General features: G+C 72.1%; 26 protein-coding genes and 1 tRNA gene. 16 read left to right on the top strand and 11 right to left on the bottom strand.

Annotation, left to right across the window (positions count from 1 at the left end; genetic code table 11):
- Positions 1–2: 2 nt before the first annotated feature.
- The 4 genes from phnE (QQX09_RS11525) to QQX09_RS11510 are packed head-to-tail and all read left to right on the top strand — an operon-like array spanning position 3 to position 3,317.
- Positions 3–827 (top strand): phosphonate ABC transporter, permease protein PhnE, encoded by an 825-nt coding sequence (gene phnE / locus QQX09_RS11525; RefSeq protein WP_301134831.1) that lies wholly within the window; start codon positions 3–5, stop codon positions 825–827.
- Positions 824–1,669: a phosphonate ABC transporter, permease protein PhnE gene (phnE, locus tag QQX09_RS11520; protein ID WP_301134829.1), complete on the top strand. Its 846-nt coding sequence runs from the start codon at positions 824–826 to the stop codon at positions 1,667–1,669. The genes phnE (QQX09_RS11525) and phnE (QQX09_RS11520) overlap by 4 nt, the downstream gene beginning before the upstream one ends.
- A gap of 13 nt (positions 1,670–1,682) precedes the next feature.
- On the top strand, positions 1,683–2,504 hold the full coding sequence (locus tag QQX09_RS11515; RefSeq protein WP_301134827.1) for a MurR/RpiR family transcriptional regulator: 822 nt from the start codon (positions 1,683–1,685) through the stop codon (positions 2,502–2,504).
- 54 nt (positions 2,505–2,558) lie between these two features.
- Positions 2,559–3,317: an isoprenyl transferase gene (locus tag QQX09_RS11510; protein WP_436969065.1), complete on the top strand. Its 759-nt coding sequence runs from the start codon at positions 2,559–2,561 to the stop codon at positions 3,315–3,317.
- Positions 3,318–3,320: 3 nt separating this feature from the next.
- On the opposite strand, the gene QQX09_RS11505 is transcribed toward QQX09_RS11510, so the two are convergent.
- From QQX09_RS11505 to QQX09_RS11485, 5 genes are read right to left on the bottom strand one after another with little or no spacing between them, the layout of a single operon-like run.
- A complete protein-coding gene (locus tag QQX09_RS11505) occupies positions 3,321–3,863 on the bottom strand; it encodes a DedA family protein (RefSeq protein WP_301134825.1) in 543 nt (180 codons plus the stop codon).
- The gene (locus QQX09_RS11500; protein ID WP_301134822.1) at positions 3,863–4,276 is read right to left on the bottom strand and encodes a Fur family transcriptional regulator; all 414 of its coding nucleotides are present in this window, start codon (positions 4,274–4,276) and stop codon (positions 3,863–3,865) included. Before QQX09_RS11500 ends, QQX09_RS11505 begins: the two co-directional genes overlap by 1 nt.
- Positions 4,273–5,112, bottom strand: a complete 840-nt coding sequence (locus QQX09_RS11495; protein ID WP_301134820.1) for a metal ABC transporter permease — start codon at positions 5,110–5,112, stop codon at positions 4,273–4,275. Before QQX09_RS11495 ends, QQX09_RS11500 begins: the two co-directional genes overlap by 4 nt.
- Positions 5,109–5,936 carry a metal ABC transporter ATP-binding protein gene (locus QQX09_RS11490; RefSeq protein ID WP_301134817.1) on the bottom strand — a complete coding sequence of 276 codons (828 nt, stop codon included), beginning with the start codon at positions 5,934–5,936 and terminating at the stop codon, positions 5,109–5,111. The genes QQX09_RS11495 and QQX09_RS11490 overlap by 4 nt, the downstream gene beginning before the upstream one ends.
- Entirely contained in the window at positions 5,929–6,870 is a 942-nt protein-coding gene (locus QQX09_RS11485) for a metal ABC transporter substrate-binding protein (RefSeq protein WP_301134814.1), read from the bottom strand. The genes QQX09_RS11490 and QQX09_RS11485 overlap by 8 nt, the downstream gene beginning before the upstream one ends.
- Before the next feature lie 179 nt (positions 6,871–7,049).
- On the opposite strand from QQX09_RS11485, the gene QQX09_RS11480 reads away from it, so the two are divergent.
- From QQX09_RS11480 to QQX09_RS11460, 5 genes are all read left to right on the top strand, one after another.
- A complete protein-coding gene (locus QQX09_RS11480) occupies positions 7,050–8,435 on the top strand; it encodes a glycine--tRNA ligase (protein ID WP_301134811.1) in 1,386 nt (461 codons plus the stop codon).
- A gap of 1 nt (position 8,436) precedes the next feature.
- Positions 8,437–9,696 (top strand): YibE/F family protein, encoded by a 1,260-nt coding sequence (locus tag QQX09_RS11475; protein ID WP_301134808.1) that lies wholly within the window; start codon positions 8,437–8,439, stop codon positions 9,694–9,696.
- Between the two features lie 435 nt (positions 9,697–10,131).
- Positions 10,132–11,304 (top strand): tRNA dihydrouridine synthase DusB, encoded by a 1,173-nt coding sequence (gene dusB / locus QQX09_RS11470; RefSeq protein ID WP_301134806.1) that lies wholly within the window; start codon positions 10,132–10,134, stop codon positions 11,302–11,304.
- Between the two features lie 101 nt (positions 11,305–11,405).
- Complete coding sequence (locus tag QQX09_RS11465; RefSeq protein ID WP_301134804.1) at positions 11,406–11,981, top strand: dihydrofolate reductase family protein; 576 nt, start codon at positions 11,406–11,408, stop codon at positions 11,979–11,981.
- A 50-nt stretch (positions 11,982–12,031) separates the two neighbouring features.
- Positions 12,032–13,300, top strand: coding sequence for a deoxyguanosinetriphosphate triphosphohydrolase (locus tag QQX09_RS11460; protein ID WP_301134801.1), 1,269 nt, complete (start codon positions 12,032–12,034; stop codon positions 13,298–13,300).
- A gap of 1 nt (position 13,301) precedes the next feature.
- On the opposite strand, the gene QQX09_RS11455 is transcribed toward QQX09_RS11460, so the two are convergent.
- Genes QQX09_RS11455 through QQX09_RS11440 form a run of 4 tightly spaced genes read right to left on the bottom strand, consistent with a single transcriptional unit; the run spans position 13,302 to position 15,587 of the window.
- The gene (locus QQX09_RS11455; protein WP_301134798.1) at positions 13,302–14,300 is read right to left on the bottom strand and encodes a DUF368 domain-containing protein; all 999 of its coding nucleotides are present in this window, start codon (positions 14,298–14,300) and stop codon (positions 13,302–13,304) included.
- On the bottom strand, positions 14,297–14,713 hold the full coding sequence (locus QQX09_RS11450) for a hypothetical protein (RefSeq protein WP_301134795.1): 417 nt from the start codon (positions 14,711–14,713) through the stop codon (positions 14,297–14,299). The genes QQX09_RS11455 and QQX09_RS11450 overlap by 4 nt, the downstream gene beginning before the upstream one ends.
- Positions 14,710–15,132 carry a hypothetical protein gene (locus tag QQX09_RS11445; protein ID WP_301134793.1) on the bottom strand — a complete coding sequence of 141 codons (423 nt, stop codon included), beginning with the start codon at positions 15,130–15,132 and terminating at the stop codon, positions 14,710–14,712. Before QQX09_RS11445 ends, QQX09_RS11450 begins: the two co-directional genes overlap by 4 nt.
- On the bottom strand, positions 15,132–15,587 hold the full coding sequence (locus QQX09_RS11440) for a DUF6941 family protein (RefSeq protein ID WP_301134790.1): 456 nt from the start codon (positions 15,585–15,587) through the stop codon (positions 15,132–15,134). The genes QQX09_RS11445 and QQX09_RS11440 overlap by 1 nt, the downstream gene beginning before the upstream one ends.
- A 115-nt stretch (positions 15,588–15,702) precedes the next feature.
- On the opposite strand from QQX09_RS11440, the gene dnaG reads away from it, so the two are divergent.
- The 7 genes from dnaG (at position 15,703) to QQX09_RS11405 (ending at position 22,449) form a co-directional block, all read left to right on the top strand.
- Entirely contained in the window at positions 15,703–17,664 is a 1,962-nt protein-coding gene (gene dnaG, locus QQX09_RS11435; protein WP_301134788.1) for a DNA primase, read from the top strand.
- Positions 17,665–17,840: 176 nt separating this feature from the next.
- Positions 17,841–18,869: a phosphate/phosphite/phosphonate ABC transporter substrate-binding protein gene (gene phnD, locus QQX09_RS11430; RefSeq protein ID WP_301134786.1), complete on the top strand. Its 1,029-nt coding sequence runs from the start codon at positions 17,841–17,843 to the stop codon at positions 18,867–18,869.
- Positions 18,870–18,953: 84 nt separating this feature from the next.
- Positions 18,954–19,724: a phosphonate ABC transporter ATP-binding protein gene (gene phnC, locus QQX09_RS11425; protein WP_301134783.1), complete on the top strand. Its 771-nt coding sequence runs from the start codon at positions 18,954–18,956 to the stop codon at positions 19,722–19,724.
- Complete coding sequence (gene phnE, locus QQX09_RS11420) at positions 19,721–20,524, top strand: phosphonate ABC transporter, permease protein PhnE (protein ID WP_301134780.1); 804 nt, start codon at positions 19,721–19,723, stop codon at positions 20,522–20,524. The genes phnC and phnE (QQX09_RS11420) overlap by 4 nt, the downstream gene beginning before the upstream one ends.
- Positions 20,521–21,405, top strand: coding sequence for a phosphonate ABC transporter, permease protein PhnE (gene phnE, locus QQX09_RS11415; RefSeq protein ID WP_301134779.1), 885 nt, complete (start codon positions 20,521–20,523; stop codon positions 21,403–21,405). The genes phnE (QQX09_RS11420) and phnE (QQX09_RS11415) overlap by 4 nt, the downstream gene beginning before the upstream one ends.
- A gap of 105 nt (positions 21,406–21,510) precedes the next feature.
- Positions 21,511–21,936: a VOC family protein gene (locus QQX09_RS11410; RefSeq protein WP_301134778.1), complete on the top strand. Its 426-nt coding sequence runs from the start codon at positions 21,511–21,513 to the stop codon at positions 21,934–21,936.
- A gap of 72 nt (positions 21,937–22,008) precedes the next feature.
- The gene (locus tag QQX09_RS11405) at positions 22,009–22,449 is read left to right on the top strand and encodes a hypothetical protein (RefSeq protein WP_301134777.1); all 441 of its coding nucleotides are present in this window, start codon (positions 22,009–22,011) and stop codon (positions 22,447–22,449) included.
- Between the two features lie 71 nt (positions 22,450–22,520).
- Here the strand turns inward: QQX09_RS11405 and QQX09_RS11400 are convergent.
- Positions 22,521–22,596: transfer RNA gene (locus QQX09_RS11400), tRNA-Asn, on the bottom strand.
- Between the two features lie 77 nt (positions 22,597–22,673).
- Positions 22,674–22,868, bottom strand: coding sequence for a CsbD family protein (locus QQX09_RS11395; protein WP_367307561.1), 195 nt, complete (start codon positions 22,866–22,868; stop codon positions 22,674–22,676).
- Between the last annotated feature and the right edge of the window lie 32 nt (positions 22,869–22,900).

Genomic DNA, 22,900 nt, shown 5'->3' with positions numbered 1-22,900 from the left:
TCATGACCACCGTCGCAGAGGCTGCGGAGCGGCCGGCGCAAGCGATTCCTCCGCGCCCGCGGACGTGGCCCCGCACCGCGCGCATCGTCGCCGTGCTCGCCGTGCTCACCGCCGCGACCGCGACGCCCGCCCTGGGCGGCGTCGAGATCGACCTCGGCGCGATCGCGGACAACTGGACCAACGGCGCCGACCGCATCGGCCAGATGCTCGTGCCCGACCTCTCGGTCCTGCCGCGCACCTGGCAGCCGCTTCTCGAGACGCTTCAGATGGCGGTCGTCGGCGCCGCGATCTCGGCCGTCCTCGCCGTGCCGCTGTCGCTGTGGGCCGCCCGCCCCACCAACCCGAACGCCCCGGTCCGTGCGGCCGTGCGCTTCGTGCTGAACGTCATCCGTGCGGTCCCGGACCTCGTGTACGCGACGGTGCTGGTGGCGATGGTCGGCGTCGGCACCCTCCCGGGCGTCATCACGCTCGTGCTGTTCGACATCGGCATCGTCGTGAAGCTCGTCTCCGAGGCGATCGACTCCGCGGACTCCTCCTACATGGAGGCGGGGCGCGCCGCGGGCGGCACGCAGACGCAGATCAACAGGCTCACCGCGCTGCCGCAGACCTGGCCCGCGCTCGCGTCCCAGGTGCTGTACTCGCTCGAGCTCAACGTGCGCATCTCGGCGATCCTCGGTCTCGTGGGCGCGGGCGGCATCGGCCGCCTCATCGACGAGATGCGCGGCTTCTACCGCTACGACGCCCTGTCGACCATCATCCTGGAGATCCTCATCGTGGTGATCCTCATCGAGCTCGCCTCGAACGTCCTGCGGAAGAGGCTGCGATGACCGCGCTCGCCGTCCCCGGCGTCGCCACGGCGCCCATCGTGCCGCCGCGCCCGCGCCGTCGTGCGGTCCGCGTCGCCTCCTGGGCGGTCGCGGCCGTGGTCCTCGTCGCGTTCTGGGGCCTGGACCTCGAGTGGGACAAGCTCGTCGACCTGCCGTCCGACCTCGTGCACTACGGCACCCTCATGTTCTCCGACCCGGACTGGTCGATGCTGCCCGAGGCCCTCCTCCAGACGTGGCGGTCGGTGTCGATGGCCTGGCTGGGCGCGCTGCTTGGCGTGGTGCTGTCCACGCTGCTCGGCATCCCGGCTGCGGAGGGCGTGGGCCCCCTGTGGCTGCGGCTTCCGCTGCGCTGGGTGTTCGCGGTGATCCGCGCGGTGCCCGAGGTCGTCATCGCGATCATCATCCTCACGGTGACCGGCCTCACCCCGTTCACGGGCGCGCTCGCCCTCGCGATCGGAGGCATCGGCACGCATGCGAAGTGGACGTACGAGACCGTCGAGGCCGCGCCCACCGGAGCGGGGGAGGCGGTGCGCGCGAGCGGTGGCAGCCTCCTCGAGACCGTGCGCTGGGGCCTGTGGCCCGTCGTGTCGCCCGAGCTGGCCTCGCTCGCGCTCTACCGCTTCGAGATCAACGTCCGCACCTCGGCCATCCTGGGGCTCATCGGCGTGGGCGGCATCGGCGACATGCTCACCTCCTACACCCAGTACCGCGAGTGGGCTACCGTGGGCGTCCTCATCATCGTGGTCATCGTGGTGACCATGACGATCGATGCCGTCTCGGGCGCGGTCCGGCGCCGGATCATGGAAGGGGCCAAGGTTCGTGGCGTGGACAGGAGCACCTGAGGCACCGCCGACCGTGAGGATCGCGGCGCTCGCGCCGTCCCTCGCCCGCGGTGAGCGGCGCGTCGCCGAGGCGATCGCGACCGACGTGCAGCGCGCCGTCGACATGACGGCCCAGGAGCTCGCCGAGGCCGTAGGGGTCGGGCGCGCCTCGGTGATCCGCACGGCCCAGACGCTCGGCTACGACGGCTACCCGCAGCTCCGCGTCGCGCTCGCCCGCGAGAAGGCCTTCGGTGCCGCCGCGCCCGCCGCGGCGGAGGGCAGCCTCGGCGTGGTCCGGGCCGCCGTCGACCGCTTCGCGCGGGCCCTGCCGCACACCGCCGGCGCGGTCACGGAGGACGCGGTCGAGGCCTTCGTCGCGGCGCTGGACCAGGCGCCTCGCGTGGTGATCGCCGCGAGCGGGCTCTCCGCGCCGCTCGGCTACGACTTCGCCATGCGGCTCACGAGCGCCGGCCGTCCCGCCGAGTTCCTGCCCGACACGCTCGCGCAGCACATCGGCGCACGCCAGCTGGTCGCGGGCGACGTGCTCCTCACCATCTCGGGATCGGGCGCGAACGCCGCGACGCTCCACGCCGCCGACGCCGCGCGTGACGCCGGCGCGACCGTGCTCGCGCTCACGGCCTTCGCGCGATCGCCGCTCGTCTCGCGCGCCACCACGGTCCTCGTGGTCCCGCCGGTGACCGGGTCCTTCCAGGACGAGCTCATGCAGACCTCGCGCGCGGCCTTCGCGCTCGTCATCGAGGCCCTCGTGGAGGCGCTCGTGGTCCGGCGCGGACCGCGCGGGCGTGGCGCGCGCGAGGCGACCCTCGCGGTGGTCTCCGAGAGCCTGGGGGAGTAGCGCGGCCCCTCGCCGGGGCGGCCACCGCATCGTCCCGCCGATAGGCTGACCGGCGTGACCTTCGAGCGCCCCTTCCCGCACGCCGGCGGCGCGACGCCGCCCGACCTGCCCGCCGCCGCGGTGCCCGCGCACGTCGCCGTCGTCATGGACGGCAACGGCCGCTGGGCGAAGGAGCGCGGGCTGCCGCGCACCGCGGGCCACGAGCGCGGCGAGGCCTCGCTGCTCGACGTGGTCGCCGGCGCCATCGAGATCGGCGTCACGCACATCAGCGCGTACGCCTTCAGCACCGAGAACTGGAAGCGCAGCCCCGACGAGGTGCGCTTCCTCATGGGCTTCAACCGCGACGTGATCCGCCGCCGCCGCGACGAGATGCACTCGTGGGGCGTGCGCGTGCGCTGGGCCGGACGCCGTCCCAAGCTCTGGAAGTCCGTCATCACCGAGCTCGAGAAGGCCGAGGAGCTCACCCGGGACAACGACGTGCTGACCCTCACCATGTGCGTGAACTACGGCGGCCGCGCGGAGATCGCCGATGCGGCCAAGGCCATCGCGCTGAAGGTCGCGGCGGGCGAGCTGGACCCCTCCAAGGTGTCCGAGAAGACCCTCGCGGCCCACCTCGACGAGCCCGACATGCCCGACGTCGACCTGTTCTGGCGGTCCTCCGGCGAGCAGCGGTCCTCGAACTTCCTGCCGTGGCAGGCGGCCTACGCGGAGTACGTCTTCAGCGACACGCTCTGGCCGGACGTCGACCGCACCCACCTGTGGGCCGCGATCGAGGAGTACGCGCGGCGCAACCGCCGCTTCGGGGCGGCGTAGCGCTCAGACGCTCGCGGCCCCGTCGGGCGTGCGCGGAGACGATGCGTCGGCCGGGTCCCGGCGGCGGCGCACCACGAGCACGGTGACGACGGCCGCGACGACGAGCACGCTGCCGAGCAGCGCCCACGGCGACATGGTGAAGGCCTTGAAGGCCGAGTACCCGACCAGCTCGTACGCGGTCGCCCACAGCAGGCAGCCCGGGATCATCGCGAGCGTGTAGCGGCCCCAGTGCATGCGCGCATAGCCCGCGCCGCCGTTGACGAGCGACTGGATGCCGACCGTGAGGAACGACAACGGGATCGCGATCCAGCCCCAGCGCTCCGTGAAGGCCTGCGCCTTGGTCATCGCCGGCCCGGAGAAGCGCCGCGCGATGCGGGCGCGGCGGCTGTCCTGATGCTCGGCGCGGTCCGCGACCGCATCGGCGCCGGCGCGCGCCCAGCGTGCGAGCCAGTAGGTGGCCTGCGTGCGGAAGAACACGATGCACACGAGCGCCGCGAACAGCCACCACCACGGGCCGTCCATGACGAAGTCGGGGATGCCCGGCATCAGCCTCGGCCTGCCGCCGCGCACTCGGGGCACACCCCGGTGAGCTCGATGGTGTGGCGGATGTCGCCGTAGCCGTGGGCGTCGCCGATGCGGTGCGCGAAGTCCTCGAACTCCGGCACGTCGATCTCGACGGCCTTGCCGCACGACCGGCACCGCAGGTGGTGGTGGTGCTCCTCGCCCGCCTCGCAGCGGCGGTAGAGGGTCTCGCCGGACTCGGACACGACGGCGTCGACCTCGCCCTGGTCCGCGAGGGCCTGCAGGCCCCGGTACACGGTGGCGAGGCCGATGGTCGATCCCTCGGCGCGCAGGCGCTCGTGCCAGGACTGCGCCGAGCGGAAGTCGCGCGTGTCGAGCGCGTCGAGGATCTCGCGGCGCTGGCGCGTCATGCGCGGCGCGGGGGTGGGGGCGTTCATCGGCTCCTCACCATCTTCGTCAGGGAGGTCGCTGCCGCGACGAGGACGTAGACGACCACGCCGAGCACCACGATGAGCGAGCCGGGCTGGATGTCGTGGAACACGGTGATCCAGATGCCGGTGATCGTCAGCACCGCCCCGAGGCCCATCGCGAGGTGCATGGTGCGGGCGAAGGAGCGGGTGAGCAGCTGCGCGATCGCGACGGGCACGATCATCAGCGCGCTGACGAGCAGCACGCCGACCACGCGCATCGCGACCGTGATGGTCACCGCGGCGAGCACCGCGACGACCATGTTGAGCGCGTCGACGGGCAGGCCGGTGGAGCGGGCGAACTCCTGGTCGTGCGTCACGGTGAAGAGCGCCGCCCGCAGGCCGAGCCCGACGAGGAGGATCAGGGCGGCGAGGCCGGCGCTCATCCACACGTCGCCCCAGGTCACGGTCGAGATCGAGCCGAAGAGGTAGCCGAGCAGGTTCGCGTTCGAGCCGCCGGCGAAGCCGATGAGCAGCACGCCGCCCGCGATGCCTCCGTAGAAGAGGATCGCCATCACGATGTCCGCGGCGGTGCCGCGAGAGCGCATCCGCTCGATCACCACGGCGCCGATGATCGCGAAGATCACCGCGCCCGGGATGGCGAGCGCATCCTGCTGCGCGAGGTCGAAGAGGCTGCCGGCGAGCCACCCGGCCGCGACACCGGCGAGCGCGACGTGGCCGATGCCGTCGCCGAGCAGCGCCATGCGGCGCTGGACGAGGTACGTGCCCATGACGGGCGCGGCCATGCCCACGAGCAGGCCGACGATGAGCATGCGCTGGATCAGCGGCTCGGACAGGAGGCTCACGGGCCCTCCAATCCCAGCGACGAGGCGTCGCGCTGAGGCGGGTCGGTGTGCGGGTGCTCGTGCTCGTGACCCGGCAGCGCGTGCACCCCGAGGTCCTTCGGGGGGATGCCGTCGTACGTCACGCAGCCGTGCTCGAGCACCACCGCGCGGTCGATGTGGCGGGCGAGGGCGCCCAGCTCGTGGAGGACGACGACGATGCCGACGCCCTCCTGCTTGAGGTGCCCGAGCGTGTGCGCGAAGGCGACCTGCGACTGCAGGTCCACGCCGGCCATCGGCTCGTCGAGGATGAGCAGGCGCGGCTGGCGGACGAGGGCGCGGGCGATAAGCACGCGCTGCTGCTGGCCGCCGGACAAGCGGGAGACGTCGCGCTTGGCCAAGTCCTCGATGCCCACCGAGGCGAGGGCCTCGCGGGCGCGGGTACGGGCGTCGCGCGGAGGCACCAGGCCGCGCAGGCGGGAGCCGGACCGCCCGTCGCGCTCGCGCGCGCCGAGGAGGCCGGACGTCACCACCTCGATCGCGGTGGCGGAGACGCCGCCCGCGGCGGTGATGCGCTGCGGGACGTAGCCCAGGCGCGCCCGTGCCGGCGGGGACGCCGGGGCGCCGAACATGTCGATCGAGCCCGCCGTGGTAGGCACCGCGCCGACGATCGCGCGGATGAAGGTGGACTTGCCGGAGCCGTTGCCGCCCATGAGGGCGACGACCTCGCCGGCGGACGCCCGGAGGGAGACGCCGTGGAGGATCTCGGTGCCCTGCAGGGAGACGCGGACGTCCCGCGCCTCGACCAGCGAGAGCGGGACGTCCGTGGCTACGTGGGTGTCACTCACAGCCGAGCGCATCCTCCAGAGTCGCGAGGTTCCTGGTCATGACAGCAATGTAGTCGTCGCCGTCCGCGACCGTCTCCACGGGGCTGAGCACCGTGGTCTCGACGCCCACGTCGGTGGCGAGCGCCTCGGCGACGGACGCGCTCACGGCGTCCTCGGTGAAGATCGTGGTGGCGCCGGTCTCGGCGATGATGTCCTTGATCTCGAGGATGCGGGCCGGCGACGGCTCGCTCTCGGGGTCGAGCCCGGCGACGCCCTCCTGGTGGAGGCCGTACGCGTCGGCGAGGTAGCCGAAGGCCTCGTGGCCCGTCACGATCGTGTCGCGCTCGCACTGCGCGAGGCCGTCCGTGTACCGGGTGTCGAGGTCGTCGAGCGACGCGTGGAGCGCCTCGGCGTTCGCGGTGTAGGTGTCGGCGTTGTCGGGGTCCGCGGCGGCGAAGGCCTCGCCCACGGCGTCCGCGTAGTGCGCGAGCAGCTCGGGGTCGAGCCAGAAGTGCGGGTCGGACGAGCCGTGGTCGTGGTCGTCCTCCTCCTCGGCGTGCTCGTCCTCGTCGGCGTGCTCCTCGGCCGCGTGCAGCTCGACCGCCTCGGCCGCGTCGAGGGCCTCGACACCGGTGGTGGAGATCGCGTCGTCGACCGCGGGCTGGAAGTCCGACAGGTAGAGCGCGAGGTCCGCGGTGCCGAGCTGGCGCACGGTGGAGGGGGAGAGCTCGACGTCGTGCGGCTCGACGCCCGCGGGGGTCATCGACACGACCTCGACCAGGTCGCCACCGACCTGCTCGGCGACGAACTGCAGCGGGTAGAACGCGGTGGCGACGGTGAGAGACGCGTCCGACGCGTCGCCGGACGCGCCGGCACCGCCGTCGGATGCGGAGCACGCGGTGAGCGCCAGGGTCGACACCGCGGCGGCGGCGATGAGGGCGGAGGTCTTCTTCATGAGTCCCACTGTAGTGCAATTGAGAATCATTAGCGATAAGACGATGGTCCCGGACCCTGCCGCCTCGTCCCGGCGTCCACCCGCGCATCGTCCCCATGCCCGCCCGCGCATCGTCCCCATGCCCGCCCACGGCTAGACTGTCGCGAGCGATTCCGACCCCCTTCCACAAGGAGCATCACGTGGCCGCACCCAGCCGTCTCGACAACGCCATCTCGCTCGCGAAGCGCCGCGGCTTCGTGTTCCCGTGCGGCGAGATCTACGGAGGGACGCGCTCCGCGTGGGACTACGGACCGCTGGGCGTCGAGCTCAAGGAGAACATCAAGCGCCAGTGGTGGCGCGCGATGGTCACCTCGCGCGACGACATCGTGGGCCTCGACTCCTCCGTGATCCTGCCCCCGCAGGTGTGGGAGGCCTCGGGCCACATCGCCGCGTTCGTCGACCCGCTGGTCGAGTGCCTGTCCTGCCACAAGCGCTACCGCGAGGACCACCTGCTCGAGGAGTTCGAGGAGAAGAAGGGTCGCGCCCCCGAGGGCGGCCTCGCCGAGATCGCCTGCGCGGCCTGCGGCTCGCGCGGCCAGTGGACCGAGCCGAAGATGTTCAACGGCCTGCTGCGCACCTACCTGGGTGCCGCCTCCGACGAGTCCGGGCTGCACTACCTGCGCCCCGAGACCGCGCAGGGCATCTTCATCAACTTCGAGAACGTGATGCGCACCGCGCGCCAGAAGCCCCCGTTCGGCATCGCGCAGGTGGGCAAGTCGTTCCGCAACGAGATCACGCCCGGCAACTTCATCTTCCGCACGCGCGAGTTCGAGCAGATGGAGATGGAGTTCTTCGTCGTGCCCGGCACCGACGAGGAGTGGCACCAGCACTGGATCCAGACCCGCAAGGACTGGTACACGGACCTGGGCATCTCCGAGGACAACCTGCGCCTCTACGAGCACCCGCAGGAGAAGCTCTCGCACTACTCCAAGGGCACCACGGACATCGAGTACCGCTTCGGCTTCCAGGGCTCGGAGTGGGGCGAGCTCGAGGGCATCGCGAACCGCACCGACTTCGACCTGTCGACCCACGCCAAGCACTCGGGCAAGGACCTGTCGTACCTCGACCCGGCCACCAACGAGCGCTTCGTGCCGTACGTAATCGAGCCGGCCGCGGGCCTGTCGCGCTCGCTCATGGCCTTCCTCGTCGAGGCGTACACCGAGGAGGAGGTGCCCACCGCCAAGGGCGGCACCGAGACCCGCACGGTCCTGCGCCTCGACCACCGCCTCGCGCCGGTCAAGGCCGCGGTGCTGCCGCTGTCGAAGTCCGCGGACCTCGTGCCCACCGCCGAGAGCCTCGCGAAGGAGCTCCGCGGCGCGTGGAACATCGACGTCGACGTCACGCAGTCCATCGGCAAGCGCTACCGCCGCCAGGACGAGGTGGGCACGCCGTACTGCATCACCATCGACTTCGACACGCTCGACGACCAGGCCGTCACCATCCGCGACCGCGACACCATGCAGCAGGAGCGCGTGGCGCTCTCGCAGGTGAGCGGCTACCTCGCCCAGCGCCTCATCGGCGCCTGACATGGGCGCCGGGCACTCGCACTCCGAGAGCCCGCCGCGGGCGAACGCTGCCACGACGCGCCTCCTGTGGGCGCTCGTGGTGGGCGTGCTCGCCGCGGTGATCGTCGGCGCGGCCGTCACGTGGCCGTCCACCTGGGACAAGCTCGGGTCGGAGAGCTTCCTCTACGAGGACGCGCGCCGGCTCGAGGCCGAGGTCGTCGCGTACGACGAGACCACCGGCGAGTCGACCGTCGATGTCACGACCCCGGGCGCGGAGGCCGAGCGCACGATGGCGCCCGCGGGCGTCGCCACCCTCGTCTTCGAGCCCGGCGACGAGGTGCTCGTCATCGAGGTCGACCCCGACCAGCCGCTCATCTTCTCGGACTTCGAGCGCGACCCGCCCATCCTCGCGCTGCTCATCGTCTACGTGGTGCTCGTGCTCGCGGTGGCGTGGTGGCGCGGGCTCGGCGCGCTCGTGGGCCTCGCGCTCGCCTTCGGCATCGTCGCGTTCTACACGGTGCCGGCGCTGTTCGACGGCGCGAGCCCGCCCGTGGTCGGCCTTGTCACCTCCGCCGGGGCGCTCTTCGTGCTGCTTTACGTGGCGCACGGCGCCAACGCGCGCACCACCACCGCGTACCTCGGCACCATCGCGGGCCTGCTGTTCACCGCGATCATCGGCACGTGGGCGGTGTCCGCGGCGCAGATCCCCGGCGTCCCCTCCGAGGCCGAGGTCAACCTCGCCTTCCTCGACGGCCGCATCTCGCTCCAGGGTCTCGCGCTGTGCGGGCTCATGATCGCCGGCCTCGGCGTCCTCAACGACGTCACCATCACGCAGGCGTCCGCCGTGTGGGAGCTCGGCAAGGCACGCCCCGACCTCGGCCCCTGGCAGCTGTTCTCGCGCGGCATGCGCATCGGCCGCGACCACATCGCGTCGACCGTCTACACGATCGCCTTCGCGTACGTCGGCGCCTCGCTGCCGCTCATCATGCTCATCGCCGTCTACGACAACCCTGTGTCGACCGCGATCACGTCCTCCGAGATCGCGGGCGAGGTGGTGCGCACGCTCGTGGGCTCGATCGGGCTGGTGCTCGCGGTGCCGCTCACCACCGCGATCGGCGCGCTGATCGTGGGCCTCGGCGGCGAGGCGGTGGACGATGCGGCGGAGGACCACGACCACGGTGGCGCCGGCTCTGCGACGGTCGCCGTGGTGGCGGAGGAGGCTCCCGAGGTGACGGGTCGCGACGCAGAGACGGGCCCCCGCGAGCCCCGCACGGAGGCCTGAGGCGGGGAAAACGCGTGCCAGACGGCGGATTCGTGATGATTTCCCCCGATTTGTCGTGTTGCGCTTGACGTGCCGGGGGCGTGGGCCCCACGCTTGAGGAGGCGGGCATTCGGGGCGCGAGGGAGCGTCCCTGGGGGATAGGGCCGAGTGCACCCGTCCCTCCTTGCACGTCGTGGCTGCGCGCCTGGTCGCTGCGCCGCGGCGCCTCGCGCCCGGGCTTTCCCTCAGCGGCCCGGGCGCGAGAGCGCCCGCCCTCGGATTCGCGGCGGCGATCCGCTCCGCCCCGACCGCGCTCCACACGGATCCTGCGACTGCAGCCGTGCTGGTCGGGCGATGCGACGCAGGCGGCATACGGATCCGGGCCGAGCCGGGATCGTGTGTGGAGCCCGGTCGGTGGCCCGCTGGACGCCAGCCCCATCCGGCGCTCCTGAGACAATGGAGCCCATGACCACGACCACCCGCCTCCTGCCGCCGCTGCGCATCGGCCCCCTCGAGGTCGACACGCCCGTGGTGCTCGCGCCCATGGCCGGCGTCACCAACGCCGCCTTCCGCCGCCTCTGCCGCGAGCACGGCGGCGGGCTCTACGTGGCCGAGATGGTGACGTCGCGCGCGCTCGTCGAGCGCACGCCCGAGTCGTTGCGGATCATCGCCCACGACCCCGACGAGACCCCGCGCTCGGTGCAGGTCTACGGCGTCGACCCCGCCACCATCGCCGCCGCGGTCAGGATGATCGCCGAGGAGGACCGCGCCGACCACATCGACATGAACTTCGGCTGCCCGGTCCCCAAGGTGACGCGCCGGGGCGGGGGAGCGGTGCTCCCGTGGAAGCGCGACCTCTTCAAGGAGATCGTGCGGGCGGCGGTCCGCGAGGCGTCCAAGTTCGACATCCCGGTGACCGTGAAGATGCGCAAGGGCGTCGACGACGACCACCTCACGTACCTCGACGCGGGCCGCACCGCCGAGAAGGAGGGTGCGGCGGCCGTCGCGCTGCACGCCCGCACCGCGGCCGAGTACTACTCGGGCAACGCCGACTGGGAGGCGATCGCTCGCCTCAAGGAGACGGTCAAGAGCGTCCCGGTGCTGGGCAACGGCGACATCTGGCAGGCCGAGGACGCCGTGCGCATGGTCGAGCAGACCGGCTGCGACGGCGTGGTGGTCGGCCGCGGCTGCATGGGCCGTCCGTGGCTCTTCGCCGACCTGCAGGCGGCCTTCGAGGGCCGCGAGGACCGCGTCCGGCCCGGCCTGCGCATGGTCGCCGACACGATCTACCGCCACGGCGAGCTCATGGTCGCGCACTTCGACGACGACGAGGACAAGGGCATGCGCGAGCTGCGCAAGCACATGTCCTGGTACCTCAAGGGCTATCCGGTGGGTGGCGAGGTGCGCCGCTCGCTCGGCCTCATCTCGACGCTGGCGGAGCTGCGCGAGATCCTCGACACGCTCGACCTCGAGGCCGGCTACCCCGGCGAGGAGGCCGAGGGCCCGCGCGGCCGTCAGGGCTCGCCCCGCGTGCCGTCGTGCCCCGAGGGCTGGCTCGACACCCAGGACATCACGCCGGACCTCGAGAAGCGCCTGCGCGAGGCCGAGCTCAGCGTCTCCGGAGGCTGACAGCGGGACGATGCGCGGGCGGAGGCCCGCGCTCCCCGCACCTCGCACAGTGTGACGAACTGCACCCTGCAAATGCCGCATACCTGCACTAACGTGGCCGCATGAGCAGGGTGCGCGCCTATCTCGCGATGTCGCTGGACGGCTTCGTCGCCGGGCCCCGAGACGACCTGAACTGGCTCGAGCCGCGCGCGGAGGGAGCACCGCCGGTGGCGGACGAGCCGTGGCGCGACTCGGACGACGACGCGCTCCACTTCGGCGACTTCCTCGACCGCGTGGGCTGCATCGTCATGGGACGGCGCACCTTCGACCTCGTCACGCGCTTCCCGGACTGGCCGTACCGCGACCTGCCGATGCTCGTCCCCACGCACCGTCCCCTCGAGACCGACCACGCGAGCGTCCGTCCCGCGCGCGGCGACATCGCGGCGGTCGTCGAGAAGGCGAAGGGGATCGCGGGCCGCAAGGACGTGTACGTCGACGGGGCCACGCTCGTGCGGGACGCGCTGGACGCGCGGGTGCTCGACGAGCTCGTCGTCACGGTCGTGCCCACGGTGCTCGGCAAGGGCGTGTCGCTCTTCTCCGGCCTGTCGCGTCCCGCCGAGCTGACCGCCGAGCACGTGGTCCGCTTCGGCGACGGCTTCGTCCAGATCCATCTCGCGTGCCCCACCGCGCCGCGCTGACGCCGCCGCACCTTCCTGGACCCGCGCATCGTGCCCGGTAGAGTCGGAATGTGAGCGTCCCACCCACGGGCTACGGCGCGGCGGACGTGCAGCGCTTCGTCCAGGAGCCGCCCAAGCAGGCCCAGCGCACCCCGTTCGAGCGCGACCGCGCGCGCATCGTGCACTCGAGCGCCCTCCGGCGCCTCGGCGCCAAGACGCAGATCCTCGGCGCCGGCACCGGCGACTTCGTCCGCACGCGCCTCACCCACACCCTCGAGGTGGCGCAGGTGGGCCGCAGCCTCGGCAAGGTCCTCGGCTGCGACCCCGACGTGGTCGACGCGGCCTGTCTCGCGCACGACCTCGGCCACCCGCCCTTCGGCCACAACGGCGAGCGCGCCCTCGACGAGGTGTCCCGCGACATCGGCGGCTTCGAGGGCAACGCCCAGACGCTGCGCATCCTCGCGCGCCTCGAGACCAAGACCTACGACCCCGCGACCGGGCAGAGCGTGGGCCTCAACCTCACGCGGGCCGTGCTGGACGCGAGCGTCAAGTACCCGTGGACCGAGGACGCGACGCCCACCCGCCCGGACGGCACGCCCACCCGCAAGTTCGGCGTCTACGACGACGACCTGCCGGTGTTCCGCTGGCTGCGCGAGGGGGCGCCCGACCGCGCGCAGAGCTTCGAGGCCCAGGTGATGGACCTCGCGGACGACATCGCCTACTCGGTGCACGACGTCGAGGACTCCGTGGTCCACCACACCGTCTCGCTCGGGGTGCTGCACGACCAGGCCCGCGCCCGCGAGATCGCCGACCACGCACGGGTCTGGTACGGCCGCGGCGAGCCGGATGCGCTCATGGCCGCGCTCGACCGGCTGCGCGCCGAGCCGTGGTGGATGGACGAGTACGACGGCTCCCACCGCGCCCTCGCGACGCTCAAGGACATGACCAGCCAGCTCATCGGCCGCATCGTCGGCACGGTGGCGGAGGCCACGCGCGCCGAGTACGGCGACGGACCGCTCACCCGCCACCACGCCCGCCTGGTGATCCCCGAGGAGACCTCCGACGAGATCCTCATGCTCAAGGGGATCGCCGTGCACTTCCTCATGGCGCCGCGCGAGAGGAAGGCGGCCTACCGCCAGCAGCGCGAGCGCATCGCGGCACTCGTCGGCGCGCTCGTCGAGCTGGGGGACGAGGCGCTGGAGCCCCACTTCGCGGTGATGCACCGCGAGGCGGGGGACGATGCGGCGCGCAAGCGGGTGGTGATCGACCAGGTGGCGTCGCTCACCGACAAGTCGGCGTACGACTGGCACCACCGCTACGTGGCGCGCCGCCGGGGCTGAGTTAGGCGCCGGCGTTCTCGGCGACCTCGGCGGCCTCGCGGCGCGTGAGGAGGCGGTGCTCGGCGACGAGGATCCCGACGACGAGGCCCGCGCCCACGAGGGCGGCGAGCAGCGGCGCGACGACGGGCTCCGTGGGCGCGATCCGCATGCCGTCCGCGTCCTGCCACGGCCACAGCGCGACCAGCGAGCCCGCCATGATGCCCGTGAGCACCACGAGGGTGACGCGGCGGTGGTGCTCGAGCAGCCACTGGAGCAGCTTGACGATGGTGACGAGGCCGATCGCGAGGCCCACCGCGAAGAGCGCGAGGTAGCCCAGGTCGCGGTCGTTGAGTGCCGCGATGGTGGGCTCGTACAGGCCCATGGTGAGCAGCAGGAACGAGCCGGACAGGCCGGGCAGCACCAGCGCGGACACGGCGAGCGCGCCCGCCGGGACGAGCACGTACCACTCGGGGGAGAGGTTACCGGCGGGCAGCGACACGACCACGGCGACCACCACGGCGGCGACGGCCGCGAGCAGCCATTCGCGCATCGTCCACGGCACGGCGGGGGAGAGCGGCGCGACGCGACGCGAGTGGCGGAACGGCACCGCGAGGGACGCGAGCACGAGGCCCAGGAACAGTCCGCGCATGGTCTCGGGGTGGTCCTCGAGGAGGCCCTCCATCACGTGCGCCATCGACACCAGCGCGATCACCATGCCCACGCCGATGGGCAGCACCACGCCCCACGCGACGCGCGAGAGCTGGGCGCGCGCCTCGGCGAGGCCGCGGCCACGCAGGCCGTCGGTGACGGCGTGGCGCAGGCCCGCGATGAGGTGGCCGGCGGAGGTGAGGAGCGTCTCGTAGACGCCGGTCATGAGCGCGACGGTGCCGCCGCTCACGCCGGGCACCGTCTCGGCGGTGCCGATCATGGCGCCGCGCACGAGGTCGAGCGCGAGCAGGAGCGGGGTGCGGCGCGGCTGCGGGGCGCCGGCCTCGACGGGGGATGCGTCGTGCGCGGTCATGCCGTTCCTTCCTGCGCGGGGGTGACCCCCGCATCGTCCCGGCGTGCGCGCCGCTCGCGCAAGAGCAGCGCGAGGGCGATCGCCGGCAGCAGCAGCGGCGCCCAGCCGTAGGCCGAGCCGTAGCCGGTCCACACGGTCTCGTCGGGCCACCACGAGGACTCGACGTAGCCGAGCGTGCCCACCACGAGGACGCCGAGCAGCTCGAGCGCCGTGCCGACGAGCGCGACGCCCGCCCAGCGCCGCCACAGGGCGACGGCGATCGCCAGGTAGAGGAGCGCGGAGACGCCGGACACGAGGTACGGCACGGGCGCCTCGGACAGCTTGGTCGAGATCTGGTAGCTCGACCGGCCCAGGGCGGCCAGCGCGAGGACCGCGTAGGCGACCACCAGCGCGATGCGGGCGACCGGGTTCATGCCGCGCCGACGAGGATGACGAGCACCCGCCACGCCACGACGGCGAGCGCCACGGCGACGATCACGGCGGCGGCCCCGTCGACGCGGGTGATCTGCACCTGCGTGAGGACGGGCCGGTTGGGGTCGGGGTCCGCGGAGGCGGCCTCGGGCGTGCCGAGCCGCCCGATGCCGAGCAGCGCGAGCAGCGCCACCGACGCGATGACGTAGCCCAGGGTGAGGATGAGGTCCGCGTCCAAGCCCGTGAAGAGCAGCGCGGCGACCGCGACGGTGTGCACGGCGACCGCCGCATACGTCACGGGCACCAGCACCTTGAGGGCACGATGCGCGGGCGCCCAGAGGAGCGTGGCGATACCGGTGAGCGCGAGGAGCGCGGACACGACAAGGACGAGGGGGTGGATCACCCCCGTGTACAGCTCCACTACGCCTGCTGCGCCGCCTGCTGGACGCGCATGGGGAGGCGGGTCATCTCCTCGCCGTCGACGCTGATCACCCAGGAGAACAGGCGCGGCTTGTCGAAGCGGAGCCCGTCGATGGTGAAGGCGAAGCTCGCGACCTGCTCGTCCCCGTCCACGAGGTGCGGCGGACGGCCCACGGTGAACTCGCCGCCCATCGCGCGGATGGGGGCGGGCTTGCCGTCGGCGTCCGGGCGGATGCCGATCGGGTACTCGACGCCGTCCTCCGTGAGGAGCTTGAGCTCGAAGTTGTGCGTGCGGTTCGTCTCGGTGAACGGGACGTGCACGATGGCGCCGACGGAGAGGCGGCGGTGCACGGCCGGGAAGCCGCGCACGAAGATGATGTTCCACCCCGCGCCCAGCGCGTAGATCTTGTTCTGCACGACCTCAGCCGAGTCGGCGAGGAATGCGTCCACTCTCACAGCAGCCAGTCCTTTCATGGGGTGCGGCTCAAGCCTAGCGCCACTCGGTGCCGTTCCCGGGCGCGAACGGGGGACGATGCGCCGGAAGCGGGCCGCACCCGAGTACCCTGTGCCCGTGGCGGGCACGATCAACAGGGACGACATCGCGGCTGTCCGCGAGCGTGCGCCCATCGAGGAGATCATCGGCCAGCACGTCTCCCTCAAGTCCGCGGGCGTCGGCTCGCTCAAGGGGTTGTGCCCCTTCCACGACGAGCGTTCCCCCTCGTTCCACGTGCGTCCGGCGGCGGGCCGCTGGCACTGCTTCGGATGCGGCGAGGGCGGCGACGTCATCGAGTTCGTCATGCGCATGGACGGGCTGCCGTTCGCCGAGGCCGTCGAGTACCTCGCCGAGCGCGCGGGCGTGACGCTGCGCTACGAGTCCGGCGGGCGCCGCGGGTCCGAGTCGGGCGCGAGCATGCGACGCCGGCTGCTCGAGGCGCACCGGGTCGCCGCCGAGTACTTCGTCGAGCAGCTGTCGAGCCCCGAGGCGCAGATCGCGCGGGACTTCCTGCGCGACCGCGGCTTCGACCGCGAGGCGGCCGAGCACTTCGGCTGCGGGTACGCGCCCCAGGGCTGGTCCCACCTCACCGACCACCTGCGCCGCAAGGGCTTCACCGAGCCCGAGCTCAAGGCCTCGGGGCTGGTCTCCGAGGGCCAGCGCGGCGTCTACGACCGCTTCCGCGGCCGCCTGGTGTGGCCCATCCGCGAGGTGACGGGCGACGTCATCGGCTTCGGCGCGCGCCGCCTGCACGAGGACGACCAGGGCCCCAAGTACCTCAACACCCCCGAGACGCAGATCTACAAGAAGAGCCACGTGCTCTATGGGCTGGACCTCGCCAAGGGCGCGATCCGCTCCGAGCGCGCCACCGTCGTGGTCGAGGGCTACACCGACGTGATGGCGTGCCACCTCGCGGGCATCACCAACGCCGTCGCGACCTGCGGCACGGCCTTCGGCGAGGACCACGTCAAGGTGGTGCGCCGCCTCATGGGCGACACGGGCCAGACGCAGCTCAAGGTCGGCTCGACAGGCGCCAAGGTGATCTTCACGTTCGACGGCGACGAGGCCGGCCAGAACGCGGCGCTGAAGTCCTTCGCCCTCGACCAGCAGTTCCTCGCGCAGACGTTCGTCGCCGTGGACCCCGAGGGCATGGACCCGTGCGACATCCGTCAGCGCGACGGCGACGACGCGGTGCGGCGCCTCATGGAGCGCCGGATGCCGCTGTTCGAGTTCGTCATCAGGGCCTCGCTCGCGGCGCACGACCTCGAGACGCCCGAGGGCCGTATCGCCGCGCTGCGCACCGCCGCGCCCATCGTCGGGCAGATCCGCGACCGCGCGCTGCGGCCCGAGTACGCGCGCCGCCTCGCGGGCTGGCTCGGCATGGAGCCCGCCGACGTGCTGCGCACCGTGTCCCGGGCGGGGGAGCGGGCCCAGCCCGCGCAGACCCAGCCCGCCGGCCCCGGCGGGCGCCCCACGGGAACCCAGCCCGCGCATCGTCCCGACGACGGCCCGCCGCCCATGGATCCCGAGACCGGCCAGATCATGACCGTGACCGCGACGCGGCCCAACCCGCGCGACCCGGTGGTGCGTGCCGAAGCGCTGTCGCTGGGCGTGCTGCTGCAGGCGAAGAACGAGATCGCGCAGGATCCGATGACGCTCGGGATCGTCGCCGAGCTCGCGCGCGACTCGTTCACCGCGCCGCAGTACGGGCAGATCTTCGACGCGATCGTCGCCGCAGGCGGCCCGGCCGCCGCCGTGGCGGACTGGGTCGGCACGGTCGAGGAGCAGGCGGGGCCCGACCTCGCGCCGCTCGTCTCGCAGCTCGCCGTCACCCCGCTGCCACACGACAAGCCGGCCGAGCTGGGCCACTACGCGCGGTCGGTGCTGGCGCGCCTGCTCGACCTCGCGATCACCCGCCGGACGGCCGACCTGCGCGGCCGCATGCAGCGCGCCGGCGCGGGCACGGACGCCGCCCAGGAGGCCTTCGCGGAGATCATCCGGCTCGAGGGACGCCGCCGCCAGCTGCGCGAGGTCGAGTGACGCCTCTCATGTCACGGCGAGGCAAAGCCCACGTGAACTGAGAGTTACCAGGCTGAAAACTCTTGTCGACACGTGCATGGCACCCGGTGACCCGTCGCTACCGTGAGGCGAGGCCGCGTCCACGCGGCCGGGCCGCGACCATCCGCGGCGTTCCCATCACCACGGAAGGTGTACCAGTGAGGAATCGTCTGTTCGCCCCCGCCGCAGCCGCGGCAGGCCTCGTGATCGCGCTCGCGGGCTGCTCCAGCTCCGACGGCGCCGAGTCGGACTCGTCGGCGGAGACCTCGGCCACCGCCGGCGCCGCCGCCGCTCTGCCCGACACGCTGACCCTCGCGCTCGTGCCCTCGGACGACGTCGAGCAGATCACGACGGACGGCGAGGCTCTCGCCGCCGTGCTGGCCGACGAGCTCGGGGTCGACGTCGAGGTCTTCGTGCCGGACAGCTACAACGCGGTGGTCGTCGCGCTCCAGACGGGCCAGGCCGACATCGGCTTCCTCGGCCCCATCGCGATGTGGCAGGCGCAGCAGGAGGCCGGCGCGGAGATCGTGCTCCAGGCGCTCCGCTACGGCGCGGCGGACTACGTGGGCCAGTGGTTCACCAACGACCCCGACACGTACTGCCTCGACGACGTCACCACCGAGGCGGACGACGAGGGCATCAACTACTCGTACTGCAACGGCGCGACCGGCTACACGGGCCCCCAGGGCGAGGACGCGCTCGCGCTGCTCCCGGAGGACGCCTCGATCGCGTGGACCGACGCGACCTCGGCCTCCGGCTACTACTTCCCGGCGATCCAGCTCGCGGAGATCCTCGGCATCGAGGACGCCGCCTCGGCGTTCCCCGGCGGCTTCTTCGCGGGCGGCCACTCGCAGACCGTCCAGGCGGTCTACGACGGCGAGGCCACCGTGGGCCTGTCCTACAACGACGCGCGCTCGAACCTGGCGGAGGAGTTCTCCGACGTCGGCGAGAAGGTCGTGGTCTTCGCCTACACGAAGAACATCCCGAACGACGGCGTGGTGCTGTCGGGCGACCTCGACGACTCGATCCAGGAGACGCTCACCGCGGCGCTGCTCGACATCGCCGCCACCGAGGAGGGCCTCGCCGCCCTGGCCGCGGTCTACGACATCGAGGGTCTCGAGGCTGCCGACCTCGCCGCGTTCGAGGACTTCGTGGGCCCCACCTACGACACCTTCGGCGGCGAGTGATCGCGTAGGTCTCGTACGGAACATCGCGCCGGCGGTCGGCCACGTGGCTGGCCGCCGGCGCCTCCTCTTTGGTAGGCAATTCACATGATCGAGCTCAACGGCGTCACCGTCCGCTACCCCAACGGGGTGGTCGGCCTCGATGACGTCTCCCTCACCATCCCCGACGGGCAGTTCGTGGTCGTCGTGGGCCTGTCCGGCGCCGGCAAGTCGACGCTCATCCGCACCATCAACGGCCTGGTGCCCGTGACCGAGGGCAGCCTCAAGGTCGATGGCGTCGAGGTGGCGGGCGCCTCCCAGCGCCGCCTGCGCGACGTGCGTTCCGACATCGGGATGATCTTCCAGTCGTTCAACCTCGTGAAGCGCACGTCCGTCATGAACAACGTGATGATGGGCCAGATGCACGCGATCCCCGCGTACCGCTCGCTCATCGGCGCATGGTCCGCGGACGAGAAGGAGCGCGCCTTCCAGGCGCTCGAGCGCGTCGGCATCGTCGAGAAGGCGTGGACCCGCGCGTCGCAGCTCTCCGGCGGCCAGCAGCAGCGCGTCGCGATCGCTCGCGCGCTCGCGCAGGACCCCAAGGTGATGCTCGCGGACGAGCCGGTCGCGTCTCTCGACCCGCCCACCGCGCAGATGGTCATGAAGGACCTCCAGCGCATCAACCGCGAGCTGGACATCACCACCATGGTGAACCTCCACTTCCTCGACCTCGCGCGCCAGTTCGGCGACCGCGTCATCGGCATGCGCGCGGGCAAGGTGGTCTTCGACGGCACCGGCGCCGAGGCGGACGATGCGGTGTTCGAGGAGATCTACGGCCGCTCGCTCACGGCGGACGACGTCCTCCCGGGGCACGCATGACGGTCGCCGCGTCCCCCGCGGCGCCTGCGCGTCCCCGCAAGCCCCGGCCCAGCCGCGTCCTCATCGCGGGCCTGGTCGCGGTGGCGGCGATCACCGCCTGGGCGGCGTGGGAGGTCGACTTCACCCTCGGCCCGCTGCTCGAGAACTTCTCCAACGGCTGGGTGGTGGTCGAGCAGTTCCTGCACCCCAACTGGTCGTACCTGGGCAACGCGTGGACCGCGTGGCTCGAGACCATCTCGATCGCGATCGTGGCGAGCTTCTTCGGCGTCGCGGTGGGCCTGGTGTTCGCGTACATGGCGTCGCGCGTCACGAACCGCTCGACGCCGCTGTACCGCGCGGTCAAGTGGTTCCTCGCGGTGCTGCGCTCGCTGCCGGACGTCGCGTACGTGCTCATCTTCGTCGCGCTCGTCGGCGTCGGTTCCCTCGCGGGCATCCTCGCGCTGTTCATCTTCAACATCGGCATCGCCGCGAAGCTCACGGCCGAGACCATCGACGCGGTCGACCCGGGCCCGCTCGAAGCCGCGGACGCGTCCGGCGCGGGGACCTTCTCGCGCGCCCGGTGGGCGGTGCAGCCGCAGATCCTGCCGAACTTCCTCTCGTACGCGCTGTACATCTTCGAGCTCAACATCCGCTCGTCCGTGGTCATCGGCTACGCGGGCGGCGGCGGCATCGGCCAGCTCATCCAGGTGCAGTTCGCCCGCTTCAACTTCGAGAACGTGTCGGCCATCGTCATCAGCATGTTCGTGGTGGTGCTGCTCATCGACCAGCTCTCCCAGTACCTGCGCAGGAGGCTCGTGTGAGCACCGCGTCCACCGCGTCAGAGACGCGCACCGTCCGTCCGGAGGAGCCGGGCAAGGCTCGCGCCACCATCGGCGCCATCGTCCTCGTGATCCTCGTGGTCGCCGGGGGATACCTCTCCAACGCCGACTGGGGCAAGCTCCCGGACATCTTCACCGAGGGAGGGCGGTACTTCTCCCTCATGCTCAAGGGCCTCGTGCAGAATCCCTTCTCCGAGCCCTACAGCGAGTACTGGAGCGCGGCGCTCGGCGGCATGCTCGAGTCCATCTCGATGGCGTGGATCGGCACGATGATCGGCGCGGTGCTGTCGATCCCCATGGGCTTCCTCGCGGCGCGCAACGTCTCGCACCCGGTCGTGGTCCAGGTGACCCGCGTGATCCTCAACGCGATCCGCACGCTGCCGGAGCTGGTCTTCGCGATCATCCTGCTGCTGCCGATCTTCGGCTTCGGTCCCAACGCGGGCGCCCTCGCGCTCGGCGTCGGCGCCGTCGGCACGCTCGGCAAGCTCACGGCCGAGGCGCTCGAGGGAATCGACCCGGGCCCGGTTGAGGCCGCACGCGCCTCCGGGGCGCCGGGCAGCGCGATCCTGCGGTGGACCTACTGGTCGCAGGTGCTGCCCGAGGTGCTCGCGTTCTGGCTGTACCGCTTCGAGATCAACATCCGCGCGTCCGCGATCCTCGGCATCATCGGCGCGGGCGGCATCGGATCGGTGCTGTCGCAGGCGTTCCGCTACCGCGAGTGGGACTTCATCGGAATCCTGCTGTTCGTCATCATCGTGGTGACCGTGCTGGTCGACGCCGTGTCCGGGGCGGTGCGCCACCGCATCATCGCGGGCTCGGGCGTCTCCGATGCCAAGGTGGAGCAGGACGCCGCGACGCTGTAGCGGCGGGAGGCATCCGGGCCTCGTGCGCTGGGACGATGCGCGGCCCGCCGCGCCGTTGTCGGCGGCCGCGCGTACCGTGTCGGTGGGAGAGCCGGGGAGGTCGTCATGGGTGGTCCACGGGTGTCGTACGTGACGCTGGGAGTCGCGGACCTGGAGCGTTCGCGCGCGTTCTACGAGGCGTGGGGCTGGACGCCCGCGCAGGTGGACGAGGGGATCGTGTTCTACCAGGCCAACGGGGTGGTGGTCGCGCTGTTCGGGCTCGGCGCGCTCGCGGCCGACCAGGGGCGTCCCGACGCCGACCTCGGGGTCGGCGGGATGACGCTCGCGCAGAACTACCCGACCGAGGCGGAGGTCGACGCGGTCTTCGAGGAGGCCCTCAAGGCCGGGGCGACGCCGCTCAAGACGCCCGAGCAGGTGTTCTGGGGCGGCTACAGCGGCTATGTGGCGGACCCGGACGGCCACGTGTGGGAGCTCGCGATGAACCCGTTCTCGCCGCCCGCCGCCGACGGCTCGGTGGTCCTCGGCGGCTGACGGGGCCCGCGCATCGTCCCGGCGCGGTCCCGATCTGTTGCGACCGCGCGCACCGCTGGTAGCGTCCGAAGGGTGGACGCGGACCGCGCTGTCGAGGAGCGGGCGCGACGCAGGGTCGCCGCGCTCGACAATGTCGACGTGCCCTCGGTGCGCGACCTGCGCGACTTCGAGGTGAACCTCCTCGTGAGGCGCGGCCGCCGCATCGTCCGCCGCGTCATGCGCGAGGCCGGGCTGCTGCGGCCCTGGTGGGAGCGCTCGCCGCTGCTGGTCCTCGTGGTGCCGCTCACGTTGGCGTACGCCGCGGTGTTCTCGGACCCGATGGTGCTGTTCATCGGCGGGGTGGTGCTCGCGTGGGGGCTCGCGGCCGAGCCGCGGGTCAACCGGGCCGAGCGGCGCGAGCTGGCGCGCCTGCTGCGGCTCTACCGCAACGCGGTCGCGAACGCGCTGGACGCGCGCGCCGACGAGCGGGCGAGGCGCGAGCAGGGGCCCGGATCGTACGGGCTGAGCACGTAGGGGAGCGGGGCCGGGCCCGTTGACGGCGCCGGGAATGCAGAAGGCCCGGTCCTCGATGAGGACCGGGCCGGTGGCTCCCCCGACTGGACTCGAACCAGTAACCTGCCGATTAACAGTCGGCTGCTCTGCCAATTGAGCTACGGAGGATCGCGCTCGAATACTGTACCGGATCCCGGAGGGGTCCGGTGACCACTTCGAGGCGCGAACCCCCGCGGCGGTGGTCGTCAGTCGTCGTCGGTGGCGTCGTTGAACGTCGAGGCGACGGCGTCCTTCGCGTCCTCGACCTTGTCCTTGGCGCCGGCCTTGAGCTGGTCGATCCTGCCCTCGGCCTCGAGCTGCTCGTCGCCGGTCGCCTTGCCGGCGCCCTCCTTGGCCTTGCCCTTGAGGTCCTCGGCGGCGTTGCTCGCACGGTCGCTCATGCTCATGACTCCTCCACTTCGAATCGTCACTG

This window comes from Demequina litoralis, from assembly GCF_030418455.1.
GTDB classification, from domain to species: Bacteria; Actinomycetota; Actinomycetes; order Actinomycetales; family Demequinaceae; genus Demequina; species Demequina litoralis.
The sequence above is the reverse complement of the archived record's forward strand: the minus strand, read 5'-3'. Positions and strand labels throughout refer to the sequence as shown.